The organism is Kineococcus arenarius subsp. arenarius, from assembly GCF_050871845.1.
GTDB lineage: Bacteria > Actinomycetota > Actinomycetes > Actinomycetales > Kineococcaceae > Kineococcus.
In genome coordinates this window covers 22522-42808 of the sequence record NZ_JBJLSE010000029.1, presented here as the reverse complement: position 1 = coordinate 42808, position 20287 = coordinate 22522, and the positions used below count along the sequence as shown (strand labels likewise).

Below are 20287 nucleotides of genomic sequence, written 5' to 3'. Positions count from 1 at the left end.
AGCGGGGCGCTGCTGCCCGCGCTGGCCGCTCTGGCCGGTGCCGCGGCCGGCTCGTACGCCGGTGCGGCCTGGCGCTCCTGGGCGGGCGACCTCGTGCCGGACGTGGACGCCGCGCTCGTGGTGGACGTCGCCGCGGCGGTCCTCACCCTGGCGGCGGTCCTGCCGCCCCGCCGCGGGGGGGGGGGCGGGCGGCGGGGGGACGGGGCCCCGGCCCGCCGCGGGGTGGGCCGCGGGGGTCGGCGTGGGTGCAGAACAGGTCGCCCACGCCCCGAACGCAACCCCCCGGGGGCGCCCGGGCGGCGCGCGCCTGCCAGCCGCCGCACAGCCCGCCCCACGGCTGCTCCCACCCGGCCCGCCGAAGCTGGCCCGGACCCGTCCCCGCCCCCGGAGGTGCCCCGTGAGCCGCCACGACGACCCCGCCCCCACCGGCGTCCCCACCCCCGCCGACGTCCCCACCCCCGCCGACGCGACCGGCACCGCCGGGGCCGCGCCCGTGCGGGTCCGCGTGGTGGCGCGCACCCTGCCCGCCGAGCCGCACGGCGCCGAGCTTCCTGTGCCGGCGGCGGGCCCGGTGCCGGGGCGGCCGCTGGACCCGGCGCGCGACGGCGAGCGCGTGGTGGTGTCCACGGTGCTCACCCGCGAGGAGCCCGGTGCGCTGCAGGTGGTCCTCACCGGTGACGTGGACCTGGCCCTGGCGGGCGAGCTGGCGCTGGTCCAGGAGCAGGTGCTCGAGCACTGCGCGACGCGCCCCGGCCCGCGGGTGCACGTGGACGTGCGCGGGGTCACGGCCGTGGACGCGAGCGCCGTGCGGTTCCTGGAGCGGCTGCGGCGGGCCGCGGCCGACGCGGGCGGCAGCTGCACGACGTCCGCCGCGCGGCCGGGGGTGCAGCGGGTGCTGGACCTGGCCCGGCCGGTGGCCGAGGGGGAGCTGGCCGCCTCCTGAGCGCGCCCGCGCTGGGCCGGACAGGTGAACGTCCCCGGGGCCGCACAGGTCGTTCTCAGCGTTTCCCCTGAAGCGTCGCAGCCGGGGCACCGACGATGGGGCCATGACCGCCACCACCACTCGCACCGACCTGCAGCGCCCCGACGGCAGCCCGCTGCGCGTGCTCGTCGTCGACGACGAGTCGACCCTGTCCGAGCTGCTCAGCATGGCGCTGCGCTACGAGGGCTGGGACGTGCGCACCGCCGCCGACGGCCTGGAGGCCGTGCGCACCGCCCGCTCCTTCCGGCCCGACGCGGTCGTGCTGGACATCATGCTCCCGGACATCGACGGGCTGGAGGTGCTGCGCCGGCTGCGCGCGGACTCCACCGAGGTGCCGGTGCTGTTCCTGACCGCCAAGGACGCCGTGGAGGACCGGGTGGCGGGCCTGACCGCCGGCGGCGACGACTACGTCACCAAGCCGTTCAGCCTGGAGGAGGTCGTGGCCCGCCTGCGCAGCCTGGTGCGCCGCTCCGGCCTGGCCGCGGCCAAGCAGGAGCCGGTGCTCAGCGTGGGCGACCTGGTGCTGGACGAGGACAGCCACGAGGTGTTCCGGGGCGGTGAGGAGGTCAAGCTGACGGCCACGGAGTTCGAGCTGCTGCGCTTCCTGATGCGCAACCCGCGCCGGGTGCTGTCCAAGGCGCAGATCCTGGACCGGGTGTGGAACTACGACTTCGGCGGCCAGGCGAACATCGTGGAGCTGTACGTCTCCTACCTGCGCCGCAAGATCGACGCCGGGCGCTCCCCCATGATCCACACCGTGCGCGGCGCCGGGTACGTGCTCAAGCCGGCCGTCGACCCGGCCGGCTGAGCGGCGCACCTGACGTGACGAACCGCACCGGGGGCGCGAGGGTGGAGGGGTGAGGTTCCCGCTGCGCCGCCCGCAGACGCTGCGCGGCCGGCTCATCGCCACCGTCACCGCGCTGCTGGTGGCGGTGGGGCTGGTGATCGGCGTGGTGACCACCTACGCGCTGCGGGACCAGCTGATGGACCAGGTCGACGGTCAGCTCGCCGAGTCGGTGGACCTGGCCCAGCGCTCCGAGTTCGGCGGCCGGGCCGGCCCGCGCCCGGACGACGACGACGAGGAGGCCGGCAGCTGCCCCTCGGGCACCCGGCCGGCGTTCGTGGGCCCCGGGCAGGTGGACGGGACCGTGGGCGCGCGCTTCTCCGGCGGTGAGCTGGTGGCCGGGCAGTCGGGGGTCATCGACACCAGCAGCGGCGGCGACCAGGAGTGCGCCGTGGCGCTGAGCGACGCGCAGGCCGAGGCGCTGCGGCAGGTGGACCTGGGCGACGCGCGCACCGTGGAGCTGCCGGGGCTGGGGACCTACCGCGTGGTGGCGGCGACCCTGCCCACCGGTGCGCTGCAGGTCACCGGCGTGCCGCTGACGGGCGTGGAGACGACCCTGTGGACGGTGGTCGGGGTGGAGGCCGCCGTGATCCTGCTGGGCGTGGCCGCCGCCGCGGTCACCGGCACCGTCCTGGTGCGCCGCGACCTGGCCCCGCTGCAGCGGGTGGCGGCCACCGCCGCGCGCGTGTCGGAGCTGGAGCTGGACCGCGGGGAGGTGGACCTCGAGCAGCGCGTGCCCGCGCGCGACACCGACGAGCGCACCGAGGTGGGGCGCGTCGGCTCGGCGCTGAACCGCCTGCTGGACCACGTCGGCTCCGCCCTGAGCGCCCGGCACGCCTCCGAGCAGCGGGTGCGCCAGTTCGTCGCCGACGCCAGCCACGAGCTGCGCACGCCGCTGGCGGCGATCCGCGGCTACGCCGAGCTGGCCCGCCGCAACCGCGAGAGCGTGCCGGCGGACGTGGCGCACGCCCTGCGGCGCGTGGAGTCCGAGGCGGTGCGCATGACCGGGCTCGTGGAGGACCTGCTGCTGCTGGCGCGCCTGGACTCCGGGCGGCCGCTGGAGCGCGAGCACGTCGACCTGACCATGACGGTGCTCGACGCGGTCAGCGACGCGCGCGTGGCCGGCCCCGATCACACCTGGCGCCTGGACCTGCCGGAGGAGGCGGTGGAGGTCCCCGGTGACGGCGCCCGGCTGCACCAGGTGCTGGTGAACCTGCTGGGCAACGCCCGCAGCCACACCCCTGCGGGCACGACGGTGACCGTGCACCTGCGCACCGAGGGCGGGCGCGTGCACCTGGACGTCGTGGACGACGGGCCCGGGATCTCCCCGGAGCTGCTGCCGCACGTGTTCGAGCGGTTCGCGCGGGGGGACTCCTCCCGCTCGCGGGCCGCCGGCAGCACCGGCCTGGGCCTGGCGATCGTGCAGGCGGTGGTGGCCTCCCACGACGGCCGCGTCAGCGTGGACAGCGTTCCGGGGCGCACCGCGTTCCGCGTGGACCTGCCGCTGGCCCCGGCGGGCGAGCCGGCCCGCGCCTCCTGATCCACCGGCCGGCACCCGACCGGCACTCGGCACTCGGCACCGCACCCACAGGCTCAGCACAGCCGGGTCCCACGTGCCCGGAAGGCGCAGCGCCGAACCTCCGGGCATGACAGCCACGCCTCCCGGCTCCCCGCCCGTCCCGCTGCGGCCGCGCCCGGCCCCGGGAACCGACCCCGGGACCGGGCCGGAGGCGGGCCAGCGCCCGGCCCCCCCGGTGCTGGACGTCGTGGTTCCCGTCCACAACGAGGAGGTCGACCTCGAGCCGTGCGTGCGGCGCCTGCACGCGCACCTGGCCTCGTTCCCGTTCGCCTGCCGCATCACCGTCGCGGACAACGCCAGCACCGACGCCACCGCGCAGGTGGCCGCCGCGCTCGCCGCGGAGATCCCCGGGGTGCGCAGCGTGCGCATGGAGCAGAAGGGGCGCGGGCGGGCCCTGAAGCACGTGTGGTCCACCTCGGACGCCGCCGTGCTGGCGTACATGGACGTCGACCTGTCCACGGACCTGGCGGCGCTGCTGCCGCTGGTGGCCGGGCTGGTCTCCGGGCACTCCGACGTCGCGATCGGCTCGCGCCTGGCGCGCAGCTCCAACGTCGTGCGCGGCGCCAAGCGCGAGATCATCTCGCGCTGCTACAACCTGCTGCTGCACGGCACCCTGCGCGTGCGCTTCAGCGATGCGCAGTGCGGTTTCAAGGCGATCCGCGCCGACGTGGCGCGCACCGTGCTGCCGCTGGTGGAGGACACCGGCTGGTTCTTCGACACCGAGCTGCTGGTGCTCGCCGAGCGCTCCGGCCTGCGGATCCAGGAGATCCCCGTCGACTGGGTCGACGACCCCGACAGCCGCGTCGACATCGTCGCCACCGCGCTGGCGGACCTGCGCGGCATCCGGCGCCTGGCCACCGCGATCGCCACCGGGAAGCTGCCCCTGCGCGAGGTCCGCGAGAGCCTGGGCCGCGGCCCGCAGCCGGCCGCGGTGGCCGGGGTCCCCACCAGCCTGGCCGGGCAGCTGGGCCGGTTCGTCGGCGTGGGCCTGGCCAGCACCGGGGCGTACGCGCTGCTGTACCTGCTGCTGCAGGAGGTGACGAGCGCCCAGGCCGCGAACTTCCTGGCGCTGCTGCTGACCGCCGTCGGCAACACGGCCCTGAACCGGCGCCTGACGTTCGGGGTGCGCGGGCCCGAGGGCGCCGGGCGCCACCAGGTGCAGGGGTTGCTGGTGTTCCTGCTGGGGTGGGCGCTGACCTCCGGCAGCCTGGTGGTGCTGCACTCCACCGCCCCGGGGGCCACGCGCGGCGCGGAGCTGGCCGTGCTGACGGCCGCGAACCTGGCCGCCACCGTGCTGCGCTTCCTGCTGCTGCGCTCGTGGGTGTTCCGCGACCGCCGCCACCACCGGCCCGGCCACCAGGAGGACCGCTCCTGCGCACAGTCCCCCGGCACGCGGCCGGACGACTCCCCCTCCCCCGGCGCGGCGCGCGCGGTGGTGCCGGTGCACGGCGCCCGGGACACCACGCCGTGAGCGCCGTTCCCGGACCCCGCACCGCCCTGGAACGCTCCGGTCCCGGCTCCGGCGCGCGCCGCGCCCGGTCGCTGCCGGTGCACCCGCGGGTGCTCGCCGCCCGCGCGTGGCGCGGCCGGCCGGACGACCCGCGGTGGGCGCGGCCCGCGCTGCTGGCCCTGCTGGCGGGCACCGCCGTGCTGTACCTGGTGGGGCTGTCCGCCTCCGGGTGGGCCAACCCGTTCTACGCGGCTGCGGCGCAGGCCGGCTCGGTGTCGTGGGAGGCGTGGTTCTACGGTTCCTCCGACGCCGCGAACGCCATCACCGTCGACAAACCCCCCGCCGCGCTGTGGATCACCGGGTTGTCGGTGCGCTTGTTCGGGTTGTCGTCCTGGTCGATCCTCGTGCCGCAGGCGCTGCAGGGCGTGGCCGCCGTGGCGCTGCTGCACGCCACGGTGCGCCGCTGCGCCTCCCCCGCGGCGGCGCTGCTGGCCGGGTTCGTCCTGGCCACGACCCCCGTGGCCACCTTGATGTTCCGCTTCAACAACCCCGACGCGCTGCTGGTCCTGCTGATGGTCGCGGCCACCTGGGGCGTGCTGAAGGCCGTGGACACCGGCCGCGCGAGGTTCCTGGTGTGGGCGGGGGTGTTCTGCGGTCTGGGGTTCCTCACCAAGCAGCTGCAGGTGTTCCTCGTGCTGCCCGGCCTGGCGCTGGCGTACCTGTGGGCGGCGCCGCACCGGCCGGTGGCGCGCGTGAAGCACCTGCTGCTGGCCGGGCTGGCGCTGCTGGTCTCCGCCGGCTGGTGGGTGGCGGTCGTCGAGCTCGTCCCGGAGTCGTGGCGCCCCTACGTGGGCGGGTCGCAGACGAACTCCTTCCTGGAGCTGACGTTCGGCTACAACGGCCTCGGGCGGCTGACCGGCGAGGAGACCGGCAGCGTGGGCGCCGGCAACGGCTGGGGCGAGACCGGCATCGGGCGGATGTTCGACGCCGAGTTCGGCGGGAACATCTCCTGGTTGCTGCCGGCCGCGGCGGTCCTGGCGGTCGCCGGGTTCGCGCTGACCGCCCGTGCCCCGCGCACCGACGTGCGCCGGGCCGCGCTGGTGGCGTGGACCGGGTGGGGCGCGGTGACGTTCACGGCGTTCAGCTTCATGTCGGGGATCATCCACCCCTACTACGCCGTCGCCCTGGCGCCCGCGGTCGCCGCCCTGGCGGGCCCGGGGGCGGTGCAGCTGTGGGCGGCGCGCGCGACGCGCTGGGCGCTGCCGCTGCTGGGCGTGGTGGTCGCGGGCACCGCCGTGTGGGCGTGGGTGCTGCTGGGCCGCAGCCCGCAGTTCCTGCCGTGGCTGCGCGGCACCGTGCTCGCGGTCGGGGTGGTCGCGGGGGCGCTGCTGGTGCTCGCGCGGGCGCTGCGGGGCCGGGTGGCCCTGGCGCTGGCGCGCGCCGGCGCCGCGGCGGGGCTGGTGGCCGCGCTGGCCGGGCCGCTGGCGTACTCGGTGCAGACGGCCTCCACCGCGCAGACCGGCGCGATCGTCTCCGCCGGCCCCAGCACCACCGCCGGGTTCGGCGGCGGTGCCCCCGGCGGCGCCGGTGCGGGTGGTTTCCCCGGCGGCGCCGGTGCAGGGGGTTTCCCCGGCGGCGGGCAGCCCCCGGCCGGCGGCACCGCGCCCGGCCGGGCGCAGGCCCCCGGGACCGCGACCGGGCAGGGCGCCCCCGCTCAGGGCGCTCCCGGTCAGGGCACCGGGCGGGGCGGCGGGTTCGGTGGAGCCGGTGGCACGGGCGGCCGGGCGGGCGGCGGGATGGGCGGCCTGCTGGGTGCTTCCGAGCCCAGCGCCGAGCTGACCGCGCTGCTCGCGGCCGACGCCGACTCCTACACGTGGGTCGCCGCCGTCACCGGGTCCAACAACGCCGCCGGGTACCAGCTGGCGACGCAGGAACCCGTCATGGCGGTGGGCGGGTTCAACGGCACGGACCCCGCGCCGACCCTGGAGCAGTTCCAGGCGCACGTGGCCGCCGGGCGCATCCACTACTACGTCGCCAGCAGCTCGATGGCCTCCACCGACACCGGGGGCAGCGACGCGGCCGCGCAGATCGCGCAGTGGGTGGCGCAGAACTTCCCCGCCACCGACGTGGACGGCACCACCGTGTACGACCTGAGCGCCACCACCACGGGCGGTGGCGCGACGGGCGGCACGAGCAGCACCGGCGTCTGACGTCTCGCGCGAGAGCCCCCCCGGGTGCCCCCGGGGGGGCTCTCGCGCGCTCAGGGACGGCACAGGGAACCGACAGGCCGGGGCGCCGCGCAGCACAGGGGCGCCACAGGGTCCGGGAGCACTCTGCTGCCATGACGACGAACCGCACCGCCACCCGCAAGTCCTCCCGCAGCTCCGCGGCCCTGCACCGCCGGATGCTCGCCGCAGGCCTCATCGCCGGCGTCTCCTCCGTCGGGCTGACCGTCGCCACGGCGAGCACCGCCTCCGCGGCGGCGCCGGTGAGCACGGTCGAGTCCGGGCTGCGCACGCCCGTCACGGTCCCGGTGGCCGCGGCCTCCCCGGCGGCCCTGCCGGCCCAGCTGGGCGGCGCGGGCGCTCAGCGCGGCACGTACGTCGTCACCGTCTCCCTCTGAGGTCCCGCCCCCGGGGACCGACCGGGCGCTCCGTGGCGGGGCGCCCGCGCGCCGCGACCGCCGCGGCCAGGCAGACGAGGACGGCGGCCATCAGCCAGCCGCCCAGCACGTCGGTGGGCCAGTGCGCACCCAGCCACACCCGGTCCACCCCGATCAGGAGCAGCACCAGCGCCCCCGCGCCCGCCCGCAGCACCAGGCGGCCCGCCGAACGGGCCGGCGGCGCGAGCAGCACCAGCGCACCCAGCACGACGGTGCCGGACGCGAAGGCGTGCCCGGAGGGGAACGACCCGCCGTCCGAGCCCGTCAGCCCCGCCTCCAGGGCCGGGCGCACCCGGCCCACCAGCAGCTTCAGCAGCGGGGAGGCCAGGGCCGCCACCACACCGGCGACCAGCGCGCACAGCGCGTCGCGGCGCCGTCCGGAACGGGCGCAGGCGACCACCCCGGCGAGCCCGGCGAGGTACACCCACACCGGTTGAGTGACCTGCTCGACGACCTGCGCCGCGCGGGTCGGCGCGGGGGCGTCCAGGGCGGCGGAGACCGCGGCCCGCGACAGCGGGCCGTCCAGCCCCGCGCTCGCCCCGGACACCACGAGCGCCGTCAGCACCGCGGCGGCCAGCGCGCACGCCGCGGCCGCGGTCAGCGCCGGCCGGGGGGCGCGGGCTCCGCGCTCAGGCACCGGGGGACGTGCGCCCCTCGGGCTTCGCGTCCACCCCGGCCTCCTTGCGCTGCTGCGCGGTGATGGGCGCCGGAGCAGCGGTGAGCGGGTCGTAGCCACCGCCGGACTTCGGGAAGGCGATGACTTCGCGGATGGAGTCCGCACCGGCCAGCAGGGCCACCACGCGGTCCCAGCCGAACGCGATGCCGCCGTGCGGCGGGGCGCCGTAGGAGAACGCGTCGAGCAGGAACCCGAACTTCTCCCGCGCGCTCGCCTCGTCGATGCCCATGACCGCGAACACGCGCTCCTGGACGTCGCGGCGGTGGATGCGGATCGAGCCGCCGCCGATCTCGTTGCCGTTACAGACGATGTCGTAGGCGTTCGTCAGCGCCGAGCCGGGGTCGGTGTCGAAGGTGTCGAGGTGCTCGGGCTTCGGCGCGGTGAACGCGTGGTGCACCGCGTTCCAGGCACCGCCCCCGATCGAGACGTCGTCGTCCTCGGCGGCCGGCTTGAACATGGGTGCGTCGACCACCCAGAGGAAGGACCAGGCGTCCTCGTCGATCGCGCCGATCCGCCGGGCGATCTCCCCGCGGGCGGCGCCCAGCAGCGCCCGCTGGGCGTTCACCGGGCCCGCCGCGAAGAAGACGCAGTCGCCGGGCCGTGCGCCGACGTGCGCGGCGATGCCGGCGCGCTCGGCCTCGGAGAGGTTCTTGGCCACCGGCCCGGACAGCTCGCCGTCCTCGCCGACGAGCACGTACGCCAGGCCCCTGGCGCCGCGCTGCTTGGCCCAGTCCTGCCAGGCGTCGAGGGTCCTGCGCGGCTGGGAGGCGCCGCCGGGCATGACGACCGCGCCGACGTAGGGCGCCTGGAAGACCCGGAACGGCGTGTTCGCGAAGAACTCGGTGCACTCCACGAGCTCGATGCCGAACCGCAGGTCCGGCTTGTCGGACCCGTAGCGGCGCATGGCCTCCTCGTACGTCATGCGCGGCAGGGGCAGCTGCACGTCGTGGCCGATCAGCTTCCACAGCGCGGCGACGATCCGCTCGCCGAGGGCGATGACGTCGTCCTGCTCGACGAAGCTCATCTCGATGTCGAGCTGGGTGAACTCCGGCTGCCGGTCGGCGCGGAAGTCCTCGTCCCGGTAGCAGCGGGCGATCTGGTAATAGCGCTCCACGCCACCGACCATGAGCAGCTGCTTGAACAGCTGCGGGCTCTGCGGCAGCGCGTACCAGGAGCCGGGGGCCAGGCGCGCGGGCACCAGGAAGTCGCGGGCGCCCTCGGGGGTGGACCGGGTCAGCGTGGGGGTCTCGACCTCGGTGAAGCCGTCGGCGTCGAGCACCTCGCGGGCGGCCTTGTTCGCGGCGCTGCGCAGCCGCAGGGCGCGCGCGGGCCCGCTGCGGCGCAGGTCCAGGTAGCGGTGCTTCAGCCGCGCCTCCTCGCCGACGTTGAGGGTGTCGTCGATCTGGAACGGCAGCGGGGCGGCCTCGCTGAGCACCTCCAGGGCGGTGGTGTCGACCTCGACCGCACCGGTGGGGATGGCCGGGTTCTCGTTGCCCTCCGGGCGCAGGCGCACCTCGCCGGTGATGCGCACGCAGTACTCGTTGCGCAGCTCGTGGGCGCCGCCCGCGTCGAGGATCTCGTCGCGCGCGACGACCTGCACGACGCCCGAGGCGTCGCGCAGGTCCAGGAACGCCACCCCGCCGTGATCGCGCCGCCGCGCCACCCAGCCGGTGAGCGTGACGGTCTGGCCTGCGTGGCCGGCGCGCAGGGCGCCGGCCTCGTGGGTGCGGAGCACGGGGGGTCCTCTCGTCGTCAGTGCGCGGGGGTGCGCGACGACGATCCTACGGACGTGCGAGGGCTCCCGGCGCGCAGCGGTGGCGGCTGCTCCACGGCCCTTCACGTCCTCCCGGTGCTTCGGCCACGCGCGGTGCGCGCTGAACGGCGCGGTGATCGGCGAACGGGTGAACCCGTGACCGGCCGGGGGTCCCGCCGCGTCCGGGGCGTGCGCCACGCTGGCGCGGTGAGCCGCACCGCACCGCGCCGGCCGGCGCCCGCGCACCCGGACCTGCCCGCCCTGGCCGACCTCGTCCCCAGCAACGCACCGCCGCGGCCCGGCGCCGCGCACGACGACCTGCTCCTGGACGGGGTGGACCTGTCGGGGGTGGACGCCACCGACGCGCGCTTCCTGAGCTGCGTGCTCCAGGGCTGCCGCGGCGACGACCTGGTGCTGACCGGTGCCCGGTTCGTGGACTGCCGGGTCAGCGGCCTGGCGGCGACGGCGCTGTCGCTGCGCGCCACCTGCTGGCGCGAGTGCGCGCTGGAGCAGGTGCGCGTGGGCGCGCTGGCCGCCCCGGGGGCGGAGCTGACCCGGGTGGCGGTCGTGGGCGCGCGGGTGGACTTCGCGGACCTGCGCGAGTCGTCCCTGACGGACGTGACGTTCACCGGCTGCGACCTGCGCGACGTCGACGCCACGGGGGCCCGCTGGACGCGGGTGCGCTTCGAGGACTGCCGGCTGGGTGCGCTGGAGGCGGCCTCGGCCCGCCTGGTGGACGTGGACGTCTCCACCAGCGAGCTCGGCGGCGTCGGCGGCGTGGACGGGCTGCGGGGCCTGGTCGTCGGCGAGGTGCAGCTGCTGCAGCTGGCGCCGCTGCTGGCGGCCCACCTGGGGATCACCGTGGTGGGGTGAGCGCTCCGCTCACCCCCGCGACCGGCGCAGCCAGGGGTTGGTGGCGCGCTCGCGGCCGATCGTGGTGGCGGGCCCGTGGCCGGGCAGCACGTCGGTGGCGTCGTCCAGCGGCAGCACCCTGGTGGCCAGGGTGCGCAGCATCGCCTCGCCGTCCCCGCCGGGCAGGTCGGTGCGGCCGATGGAGCCGGCGAAGAGCACGTCACCGGCCAGCAGCAGGTCGCTCTCGCCGGGGCGGGCGACGCTGAACAGCGCCGAGCCCTCGGTGTGGCCGGGTGCGTGGCTGACGCTCACGTCCAGGCCGGCCACGCTCAGCCGGGCGCCGTCGCCGACGGTGACGACGTCGTCGGGCTCGCGCCAGGGCCCCGCGCCGGAGGACTGCAGGGCCGCCCGCAGCTGCGGGCCCATCCCGGCCAGGGGGTCGCGCAGCCGGTGGGCGTCGTCGGCGTGGATGGTCGCCGCCACGCCGTGCGCGCCGCAGACGGGGGTGACCGACCAGGTGTGGTCGAAGTGGCCGTGGGTGAGCAGCACCGCGGCGGGGCGCAGCCTGTGCCGGCGCAGCACCTCGGCCAGCGGGCCGACCACGTCGACGCCCGGGTCCACGACCACGCACTCCTCGCCCGCCGCGGGCGCCACGACGTGGCAGTTCGTCCCGGCGACGGCGGCCACCACGGTCTCCACGAGCACGTCCCCGAGCCTAGGGGCCCCGCCACGAGCACGCCGGGCGACCGGGCGGGGACGTCCAGTCACCGCCTGCGCCGTCCGGGGACCGCGGGACCTAGACTGCGGCGGGTGAGCGAGCACCCCCAGGAGCCGGCGTCCCCCCAGGACGTTCAGGACACCCCCAGCGACCCCACGGCGGCGGAGCGGACGGAGCAGGTGGAGCAGCCGGCCGAGCAGCAGGAGGCCGTCGCGGCGCAGGAGCCGCAGGCCCCCGCCGACGAGCCCGCCGAGCCCCCCGCGAACGGCACCGGACGGGCGGAGCAGGAGGCCGCCCCCGAGGTGCCTGCTCCCGCACCGTCCGAGGAGTCCGTGCGCAGCGCCCGCGACACCGCCGACGCGGCGGCGCTGCGCCCCTCCCCCGCGGCCCTGGCCGGGCGCCCCGCCCCGCGCCAGGCGGCACCGTCGCCCGCCGCGCCGCGCGCGCTGCCGGGCGACCCCGCCGCCGAGCCCGTGGCGGCCGACGCCGCGCACACCACGACGGTGGACCGCGAGGCCGCCGCCGCCTTCGGCCGGGTCGACGAGAACGGCACGGTGTGGGTGCGCCGCGCCGACGGCGAGCACGAGGTCGGGCAGTACCCCGACGCCACCCCCGAGGAGGCGGTGGCGTACTTCGTGCGCAAGTACGAGGAGCTCGTCGCCCAGGTCGACCTGTTCGAGCAGCGCCTGCGCAGCACCGACCTGGCCGGCAAGGACATCGTCAGCGGGGTCGGCGCGCTGCGCACCGCCCTGGCCGAGACGCGCGCCGTGGGCGACCTGGACGCGCTGACCGCCCGGGTCGAGGCGCTGGCGACCGTGGCCGACGAGGCGCGCGCCGCGGCGGACCGGGCACGGGCCGTCCACCGCGAGCAGCTGCGCGCCGCGCGCGTGGCGATCGTGGAGGAGGCCGAGTCGATCGCCGCCCAGGACCCGGAGAAGGTGCAGTGGCGCGCCGCCGGGGAGCGGCTGCGGGCGCTGTTCGAGGAGTGGAAGGCCGCGCAGCGCGAGGGCCGGCTGGACAAGCGCAGCGAGGACGAGCTCTGGAAGCGCTTCAGCCACGCCCGCAGCGCCTTCGACAAGGTGCGTCGCCACCACTTCGCGGCCCTGGGCGAGCAGCGCTCCAGCACCCGCGCGGAGAAGGAGAAGCTCGTCGCCGAGGCCGAGGCGCTGTCCACCTCCACCGACTGGCGCGGCACGACCACCGCCTACCGCACCCTGATGGACCGCTGGAAGGCCGCCGGCCGGCTCGGCCGCAAGGACGACGACGCCCTGTGGGAGCGCTTCCGCGCCGCGCAGGACGTCTTCTTCGCCGCGCGCACCGCCGCCAACGAGGCTGTCGACGAGGAGTTCCGCGGCAACCTGGCCGTCAAGGAGGAGCTCCTCGCCGAGGCGGAGGCGCTGCTGCCGATCAAGGACCTGGGCTCCGCGAAGGCGGCGCTGCGCAGCATCCAGGACCGCTGGGAGGCCGCGGGCAAGGTCCCGCGCGCGGACCTGGGCCGCGTCGAGGCGCGCCTGCGGGCGGTGGAGACCGCGGTGCGCGACGCCGAGCAGGCCCGCTGGTCGCGCGCCAACCCCGAGGCGCAGGCTCGTGCCGGTGGCCTGGCCAGCCAGCTGGAGTCGGCCATCCGCGACCTGGAGGCGGACGTCGAGAAGGCCCGTTCCCGCGGTGACGCCCGTGCCCTGGCACGGGCCGAGGAGGCGCTGCAGGCCCGCCGGGCGTGGCTGGACGCCGCCCGGTCGGCACTGCACGACACGGGTCGCTGACCGGGAGCTGACGCGACGCCGACCGGCGGGGACGCCCCGGTGCCCACAGGCGCGGGGCGTCCCGCGGCCGTCCACAACCGGGCGGGCGGCGGGGGCCCGCACCCGGCCGGGTGCGGTCGACTGAGCGGGTGCCCGGACCCGACACCTCCCCCGACTGGCTGACCGAACTCCTGCGCCGCGGGCGCTGCCCGGACCCCGCCGAGCCGTGGCGTCCCCCTCCGTCCCGCAGCGCCCGGGCGGCCGTGGCGCGCGACGTGCACGACGGGCTGCTGCGCAGGCTGGCCGGGGACGTCGTGGTGGCCGCCGGGACGGGTGTCGACGCGGCCGTGCGAGCCAGGTCCCTGGCCCTGCTGGTGCCGGCCGGCGCCGTGGTGGTGGGGGTGGCAGCGGCCTGGGTGCACGTGGGCGCACCGCTGCCGGCACCGCAACAGGTCCAGGTGGTGCGGCGCACCCCCACCCGCTACGCACCCACCGGCGGCGTGCGCCTGGTCGCCTCGCGCTGCCGGCTGGAGACCGAGGACGTCACCGAGGTGGCGGGGCTGGCGCTGACCACCCCGGCGCGGACCCTGCTGGACCTGGCCCGCAGCGACCCGCGCCGCGCGGTGCAGGTGCGCGCGCTGCTGACCGCGGCCGGGGCGGACGGCGCCGAGGTCGAGCGGGCCGCCCTGCGCGCCCGCGGCCGTGCGCACGTGCGCACCGCCCGCCGGGCGCTGGCCGTGGGTGCGGCGCCGGTGGTGCCGCGGCCGTGAGGTCCGCTCGCCGGGTGCCCCGCGGTTCAGGCGCGGTAGGCGTCGAAGACGCCGTCCACGCGGCGCACCGCGTTCAGGACGTGCCCCAGGTGGTTCGGCTCGGCCATCTCGAAGGAGAACTTCGACACCGCCACACGGTCCCGGCTGGTGCTGACGGTCGCCGAGAGGATGTTCACGTGGTTGTCCGACAGGACGCGGGTGACGTCCGAGAGCAACCGCGCGCGGTCCAGGGCCTCGACCTGGATCTGCACCAGGAACAACCTCGAGGCGTTGGAGGTGGAGGTGGCCGAACCCCACTCCACGTCCACGATGCGCTCCGGTTCGCGGCGCAGCCGGGTGACGTTCTCGCAGTCCTGCCGGTGCACCGACACACCGGCGCCGCGCGTGACGAACCCGACGATCGGGTCGGTGGGCACCGGGGTGCAGCAGCGCGCGAGCTTGACCCACACGTCGTCGCTGCCGTTGACCACGATCCCGGCGTCCCCGCCGGTGCGGGCGCTGCGCGGGGATCCCGGCGTGGTGGCCTCGGCCAGGTCCTCCTCGACGGCCGCCTCGCCCCCCACGGCGACGATGAGCTTGTCCACCACGTGCTGGGCGGACACGTGCTTCTCCCCGACCGCCGCGTACAGGGCGGACACGTCCGCCAGGTGCAGCTCGCGCGCCACCGCCAGCAGCGAGTCGTGGGACATCAGGCGCTGCAGCGGAAGGTGCTGCTTGCGCATCGCCCGGGCGATCTCGTCCTTGCCGAGGTCGATCGCCTCCTCGCGCCGCTCCTTGGAGAAGTACTGCTTGATCTTGTTGCGGGCCCGCGGGGACTTGACGAACTGCAGCCAGTCCCGGCTGGGCCCGGCACCGTCGGCCTTGGAGGTGAAGACCTCCACGAGGTCACCGTTGTCCAGCGTGGAGTCCAGCGGGACCAGGCGGCCGTTGACGCGCGCGCCCATCGTGCGGTGGCCGACCTCGGTGTGCACGGCGTAGGCGAAGTCGACCGGTGTGGAACCGGCGGGCAGCTCGCGCACGTCGCCCTTCGGCGTGAACACGAACACCTGACCGGCGTTGATCTCGAAGCGCAGGTCGTCGAGGAACTCGCTGGAGGGCGACTCGCGCTGCCAGTCCACGACGGACTTCAGCCAGTCCATCTCGTTCTCGCGCTTGCCACCGCTGGCGTTGGGGTCGTCCTTGTACTTCCAGTGCGCCGCGACGCCGTACTCGGCGCGCCGGTGCATGGTGAAGGTGCGGATCTGGATCTCGACGGGCTTGCCCTCGGGCCCGATGACCGTCGTGTGCAGCGACTGGTACATGTTGAACTTGGGCATCGCGATGTAGTCCTTGAACCGGCCGGGGACCGGGTTCCACCGCGCGTGCAGGGCGCCGAGGACCGCGTAGCAGTCGCGCACGGAGTCCACCAGGACCCGCACGCCCACGAGGTCGTAGATCTCCGCGAAGTCGCGCCCGCGCACGATCATCTTCTGGTAGATCGAGTAGTAGTGCTTGGGCCGGCCGGTGACCGTGGCCCGCACCCGCGCGCTCTTGAGGTCCTCCTCGATCTGGGCGCGCACCCCGGTCAGGTACTCCTCGCGGGCGGGGGCGCGGTCGGCGACCAGGCGCACGATCTCGTCGAAGCGCTTGGGGTAGACCGTGGCGAAGGCCAGGTCCTCCAGCTCCCACTTCATCGTGTTCATGCCGAGCCGGTGGGCCAGCGGTGCGTAGATCTCCAGCGTCTCGCGGGCCTTCTTCTCCGCCGACGCGGCCGGCACGTACCGCCAGGTGCGCGCGTTGTGCAGGCGGTCGGCGAGCTTGATGACCAGCACGCGGATGTCCTTGGCCATCGCCACGATCATCTTGCGGACCGTCTCGGACTGGGCGGCCTCGCCGTAGGTGACCTTGTCGAGCTTGGTGACCCCGTCGACCAGCTGGGCGATCTCGTCGCCGAACTCCCGGCGCAGGTCGTCCAGGGAGTAGTCGGTGTCCTCCACGGTGTCGTGCAGCAGGGCGGCGGCCAGGGTGGAGGGGGTCATGCCCAGCTCGGCGAGGATGGTCGCCACCGCCACCGGGTGGGTGATGTACGGGTCCCCGCTCTTGCGGCGCTGACCGTCGTGGGCGTTCTCGGCGCGGTCGAAGGCGCGCTCGACCACGCTCAGGTCCGCCTTGGGGTGCGTCATGCGCACCGTGCGCAGCAGCGGCTCCAGGACCGGCGAGACGTTGGACTGCCGGTGCTGGCCGAAGCGGGCCAGCCGCGAGAGCATCCGGCTGGCGGTGACCGGGCCGGTGGGGGCCGCCTCGCCCTGGCGGCCACCGCGCTCGACGGCCCTGCGACGCTCCGGGCCGGCCGGCCGCGCGATGGGCGGCACGGGGTGCGCGGCGGCGCGGGCGGTGGCGCCCGGGGCCGGCACCACGGAGGAGACCGCGGGCGCGGGAGCAGGACGGGGATCCGCGCCGGGGCTCGCACCAGCGGGTGCCTCGGCGGGTCCCGCGGGACGCACCCCCACCGCTGGGCCCTCGGTGCCCGTGCCGTCCGCCATGGTGTTCCTCCCGTCCGCGAGCGACCAGTCTAGGAGCCGCTGGTCGGGTGCGCGGACCGGACGGGCCCGGCGGGGCGGCGGGACGGCGTCAGGCGGCGCTCAGCGCGACCAGCGGGCGCCCCTCCAGGCGCGCCCGGCCGCCCAGGGCCGTCAGCTCCAGGAGCACGGCCAGCGCCGCCAGGTGCGCCCCGGCCTCCTCCACCAGCTCGCACGCGGCCCTGGCCGTGCCGCCGGTGGCCAGGACGTCGTCCAGGACGAGCACGCGCTGGCCCGGCCGCACGAGGTCGCCGCGCAGCTCGAGGGCCGCGGTCCCGTACTCCAGGTCGTACGTGCGGTGCAGGACCGGACCAGGCAGCTTGCCCGCCTTGCGCACCGGCCAGAACGCCAGCCCGCACCGCTCCGCCACGGGGGCGGCGAGCATGAAGCCGCGCGCCTCGATCCCGGCCACCGCCTCGGCGCCGACGTCGCGCGCCACCTGCGCGAGGGCCCCCACCACGGCCGCGAAGGCGCGGGCGTCGGCCAGCAGGGGGGTCATGTCCCGGAAGAGCACCCCGGGACTGGGGAAGTCCGGCACGGTGCGCAGGCCCGCGTCGACGAGCGCGGCGACGTCCGCACCGACGGTGGCCACCGGCTCCGGCGCGCTCACGCGGTGCCGCCGTGCGCACCGTCGGCCGCCGTGGCCCCGGCGGCCGTGGCACCGGCCGCCGTCGCGCCGGAGGACCCGCCCGCCGCGGAGCCCTCGCGCACGGCGGCGTCCAGGGCGCGCACCGCGGGCTCGCGCGAGCGCAGCACCACCAGCAGCGGCGTGGCCACGAAGATCGAGGAGTAGGCGCCCACGAGCGTGCCCACGAACAGCGCCAGGCTGATGTCGCGCAGCGTGCCGGCGCCCAGGAGCAGGTCGCCGATGAAGAGGATGGCCGCCACCGGCAGCAGCGCCACGACGGTGGTGTTCACCGAGCGCACGACCGTCTGGTTCACGGCCAGGTTCGCCGCCCGCGCGAACGTCGCGTCCCGCCGCTCGAAGGCCGCCGAGGTGTTCTCGCGCACCTTGTCGAAGACGACGACGGTGTCGTAGAGCGAGTAGCCCAGGATCGTCAGGAACCCGATGACCGTCGCCGGCGTCACCTCGAAGCCGATCAGCGCGTACACCCCGGCGGTGATGACGAGGTCGTGCACGAGGGCGACCATGGAGGCCAGCGCCATCGTCCAGGTGCGGAAGTACAGCGCCATGATCACCGAGACCAGGACGAAGAAGATCACCAGCGCGAGCAGGGCCTGGTTCGTGACGTCCTGACCCCAGCTGGGACCGACGGTGGAAGAGGTCACGTCCTCCAGCGGCACGTCCAGCCCGCTGGCCAGCGCCTGGCGAATCTCGTCCAGCTCGGCGGTGCTGACCGTCTCGGTCTGCACCCGCACCCCGTTGCCGCCGACCTGGGTGACCTCGGGCACGGTGCCGGGCAGGACCGTCTCGACGGCCTCGCGGGCGGCCTGCTGGTCGGTGGACCCGGTGACCCGGAACTGCGATCCGCCCTCGAACTCGATGCCGAAGTTCAGGCCGGGCTTGACCAGCAGCACGGCCGACAGGGCCACGCACACCAGGGCGATGAGGAACCAGAGCTTGCGCCGGCCCACGAAGTCGAAGGAGGACTCACCGGTGTAGAGCCGGTTGCCCAGGTCTGCCATGCCCATCAGGCGTCGCTCCTGTCGTCCGCGGCGCCGGTCCCGCCCGCGCGTGCCGCCTCGCCGTCGTCGTCGTGCCCGGGGGTCCCGGCCGGGCCTCCCGCGTCGTCCTCACCGGTGCGGGCCGCAGCGCGCTCCGCGGCGCGCCGCTCGGCCACGGTGGGCCGGTGCGCGCCGTGGTGCAGCGCGTGGCGCGCCACGGTGGACCCCAGGTGCTCGGGGTCGAACCCGGAGAGCCTGTGCCCGCCGCCGAAGAACTTCGTGCGGGCCAGCAGCGCCACCACCGGGTGGGTGAAGAGCACCACGACGAGCAGGTCGATGAGGGTGATGATGCCCAGGGTGTAGGCGAAGCCGCGCACGTTGCCGACGGCCAGGACGAACAGCACCACGGCCGAGATGAGGCTCACCGCGTCCGAGATGAGGATCGTGCGGCGTGCCCGGCGCCAGCCGGCCTCCACCGCGGAGGTGAGCACGCGACCGTCGCGGATCTCGTCGCGCACGCGCTCGAAGTAGATGATGAAGGAGTCGGCGGTGATGCCGATGGCCACGATGAGGCCGGCCACCCCGGCCAGGCTCAGGCGGAAACCCTGCAGCCAGCTCAGCAGCAGGATGACGCCGTAGGTGATCGCCCCGGCCAGCACCAGGCTGCCGACGGTCACCAGGCCCAGGGCGCGGTACTGCACCAGCGAGTACGCCACCACGAGAAGCAGCCCGATGACCCCGGCGATCAGGCCGTTGCGCAACTGGTCCTCGCCCAGCGTCGCGGAGATCTGGTCCTCGGTCTGGACCACGAACGAGAGCGGCAGGGCGCCGAACTTCAGCTGCTGGGCGAGCGCGTCGGCGCTGGCCTGGGTGAAGTTCCCGGTGATCTCCGGGTTGCCGGCGATCGTCTGGCTGACGCTCGGGGCGGTGACGACGAGGCCGTCCAGGACCGCGGCGAAGCGGTTCTTCGGGTCGCTCAGCTGCGAGATGCGCGCGGTCAGCTCCTGGAAGACCGCGTCGCCGCTGGCGTCGAAGGACAGCTGCACGGCCCAGCCGCCGGTGGCGTACCCCTGGTCGTTGCGCGCCTGGGTGGCGGTGGCGTCGGTCAGCTGGGTGCCCTCGATGACGGCGGGCCCGAGGACGTACTTCTCGGTGCCTTCCTGGTTGCAGGTGACCAGTGGCAGGTCGGGGTCCTCGACGAGGCCGCCGGCGCGCTGCGCCGGGTCGGAGCAGTCGAGGTTCTGGAAGACCTCCACCAGCCCGGGGCTGGACAGCCACGCGTCGTCGCTGGCGTCGGTGGGCGCCGGGGTGGGCGCCGCGCTCGGCTGCCCGGGCCCGGGGGTGGGCCTCGGGGTGGCCAGCTCGGTGAGCGAGGGGGGCGTGGGGGTCGCCTCGGGCGTGGCGGCGGGCTCGGCGGGGGCCGTCGTGGCCTGCTGCAGGGCCGCCGGTGCCGCCGCGCCGTCGGCGCTCTGCGTGGGCTCCGGGCTGGCCGTGGTGCCGTCCGTGGGTTCGGCGGTCGGCTCGGCGGTGGGCTCGGCGGTGGGCTCAGCGGTCGGCGCGGGGTCCATCGACAGGGTCACCGGCTCGGCGTAGATGACCGGACGCATGCGCAGCTGCGCGGACTGGGCGATGAGGTCGAGCTGCTCGCGGGTGGCCTGCCCCGGGATGGAGACCGTGATGTTCTGCCCGCCCTGCACCTGCACCTGCGCCTCGGACAGGCCGGTGGCGTCCACGCGCTGGCGGATGATGTTGGCGGCGCGCTGCACCTGCTCGGTGTCGACCTCACCGCCCTCGACGGCGCGCGGGGTGAGCACCACCTGGGTGCCCCCCTCCAGGTCGAGGGCCAAGCCCGGCGCCCACCGGGCGGCCCCCCAGATCGAGCCGGCGCCGACGGCGCCGAAGAGCAGCGCGACCAGCACCACGAGCAGCACCAGGGTGCGGCCGGGGCGGGGACGGCGGAGGGGTGCGCCTCGGCGCACGCGCGGGGGCCTGTCGTTGGACACTGGGTACCTCGGGACGGGGCTCACCCGGAGACGGTCGTCACCCGGTCAGCGCTAGCTTGTCACTGTTCGTGG

16 protein-coding genes are annotated in these 20287 nt (G+C 76.0%); 9 read left to right on the top strand and 7 right to left on the bottom strand.

Annotated features, from left to right (window positions below; translation table 11 throughout):
- The first annotated feature begins 397 nt into the window (after positions 1-397).
- From ACRYM0_RS09505 to ACRYM0_RS09480, 6 genes are all read left to right on the top strand, one after another.
- Positions 398-943 carry an STAS domain-containing protein gene (locus ACRYM0_RS09505; protein WP_432504407.1) on the top strand — a complete coding sequence of 182 codons (546 nt, stop codon included), beginning with the start codon at positions 398-400 and terminating at the stop codon, positions 941-943.
- A gap of 103 nt (positions 944-1046) precedes the next feature.
- A complete protein-coding gene (locus ACRYM0_RS09500; protein WP_432504405.1) occupies positions 1047-1790 on the top strand; it encodes a response regulator transcription factor in 744 nt (247 codons plus the stop codon).
- 49 nt (positions 1791-1839) lie between these two features.
- Positions 1840-3366 carry a sensor histidine kinase gene (locus ACRYM0_RS09495; protein ID WP_432504403.1) on the top strand — a complete coding sequence of 509 codons (1527 nt, stop codon included), beginning with the start codon at positions 1840-1842 and terminating at the stop codon, positions 3364-3366.
- Positions 3367-3472: 106 nt separating this feature from the next.
- Complete coding sequence (locus ACRYM0_RS09490; RefSeq protein WP_432504401.1) at positions 3473-4876, top strand: glycosyltransferase; 1404 nt, start codon at positions 3473-3475, stop codon at positions 4874-4876.
- Positions 4873-7065 carry an ArnT family glycosyltransferase gene (locus ACRYM0_RS09485; RefSeq protein ID WP_432504399.1) on the top strand — a complete coding sequence of 731 codons (2193 nt, stop codon included), beginning with the start codon at positions 4873-4875 and terminating at the stop codon, positions 7063-7065. Before ACRYM0_RS09490 ends, ACRYM0_RS09485 begins: the two co-directional genes overlap by 4 nt.
- A gap of 131 nt (positions 7066-7196) precedes the next feature.
- Positions 7197-7478 (top strand): hypothetical protein, encoded by a 282-nt coding sequence (locus ACRYM0_RS09480; RefSeq protein ID WP_432504397.1) that lies wholly within the window; start codon positions 7197-7199, stop codon positions 7476-7478.
- Here the strand turns inward: ACRYM0_RS09480 and ACRYM0_RS09475 are convergent.
- Positions 7462-8154, bottom strand: coding sequence for a phosphatase PAP2 family protein (locus ACRYM0_RS09475; RefSeq protein WP_432504395.1), 693 nt, complete (start codon positions 8152-8154; stop codon positions 7462-7464). The genes ACRYM0_RS09480 and ACRYM0_RS09475 overlap by 17 nt on opposite strands.
- Positions 8147-9928 carry an aspartate--tRNA ligase gene (aspS, locus tag ACRYM0_RS09470; RefSeq protein ID WP_432504393.1) on the bottom strand — a complete coding sequence of 594 codons (1782 nt, stop codon included), beginning with the start codon at positions 9926-9928 and terminating at the stop codon, positions 8147-8149. The genes ACRYM0_RS09475 and aspS overlap by 8 nt, the downstream gene beginning before the upstream one ends.
- A gap of 225 nt (positions 9929-10153) precedes the next feature.
- Here aspS and ACRYM0_RS09465 point away from each other — a divergent pair, with 225 nt between their 5' ends.
- Complete coding sequence (locus ACRYM0_RS09465) at positions 10154-10819, top strand: pentapeptide repeat-containing protein (protein WP_432504391.1); 666 nt, start codon at positions 10154-10156, stop codon at positions 10817-10819.
- Positions 10820-10828: 9 nt separating this feature from the next.
- On the opposite strand, the gene ACRYM0_RS09460 is transcribed toward ACRYM0_RS09465, so the two are convergent.
- Positions 10829-11503, bottom strand: a complete 675-nt coding sequence (locus tag ACRYM0_RS09460; RefSeq protein WP_432504389.1) for an MBL fold metallo-hydrolase — start codon at positions 11501-11503, stop codon at positions 10829-10831.
- 105 nt (positions 11504-11608) lie between these two features.
- Between ACRYM0_RS09460 and ACRYM0_RS09455 the strand changes: the two genes are divergently transcribed.
- Complete coding sequence (locus ACRYM0_RS09455) at positions 11609-13279, top strand: DUF349 domain-containing protein (RefSeq protein WP_432504386.1); 1671 nt, start codon at positions 11609-11611, stop codon at positions 13277-13279.
- A gap of 128 nt (positions 13280-13407) precedes the next feature.
- Positions 13408-14028 (top strand): type IV toxin-antitoxin system AbiEi family antitoxin, encoded by a 621-nt coding sequence (locus tag ACRYM0_RS09450; protein ID WP_432504384.1) that lies wholly within the window; start codon positions 13408-13410, stop codon positions 14026-14028.
- A 26-nt stretch (positions 14029-14054) separates the two neighbouring features.
- Here ACRYM0_RS09450 and ACRYM0_RS09445 read toward each other — a convergent pair whose 3' ends face one another.
- The 4 genes from ACRYM0_RS09445 to secD all read right to left on the bottom strand — a co-directional run bounded on the left by ACRYM0_RS09445 (position 14055) and on the right by secD (position 20134).
- A complete protein-coding gene (locus ACRYM0_RS09445) occupies positions 14055-16274 on the bottom strand; it encodes a RelA/SpoT family protein (protein WP_432504413.1) in 2220 nt (739 codons plus the stop codon).
- 364 nt (positions 16275-16638) lie between these two features.
- Positions 16639-17196, bottom strand: coding sequence for an adenine phosphoribosyltransferase (locus ACRYM0_RS09440; protein ID WP_432504382.1), 558 nt, complete (start codon positions 17194-17196; stop codon positions 16639-16641).
- Positions 17193-18239, bottom strand: a complete 1047-nt coding sequence (gene secF, locus ACRYM0_RS09435; protein ID WP_432504380.1) for a protein translocase subunit SecF — start codon at positions 18237-18239, stop codon at positions 17193-17195. The genes ACRYM0_RS09440 and secF overlap by 4 nt, the downstream gene beginning before the upstream one ends.
- Entirely contained in the window at positions 18239-20134 is a 1896-nt protein-coding gene (gene secD, locus ACRYM0_RS09430; RefSeq protein ID WP_432504378.1) for a protein translocase subunit SecD, read from the bottom strand. Before secD ends, secF begins: the two co-directional genes overlap by 1 nt.
- Positions 20135-20287 lie beyond the last annotated feature (153 nt).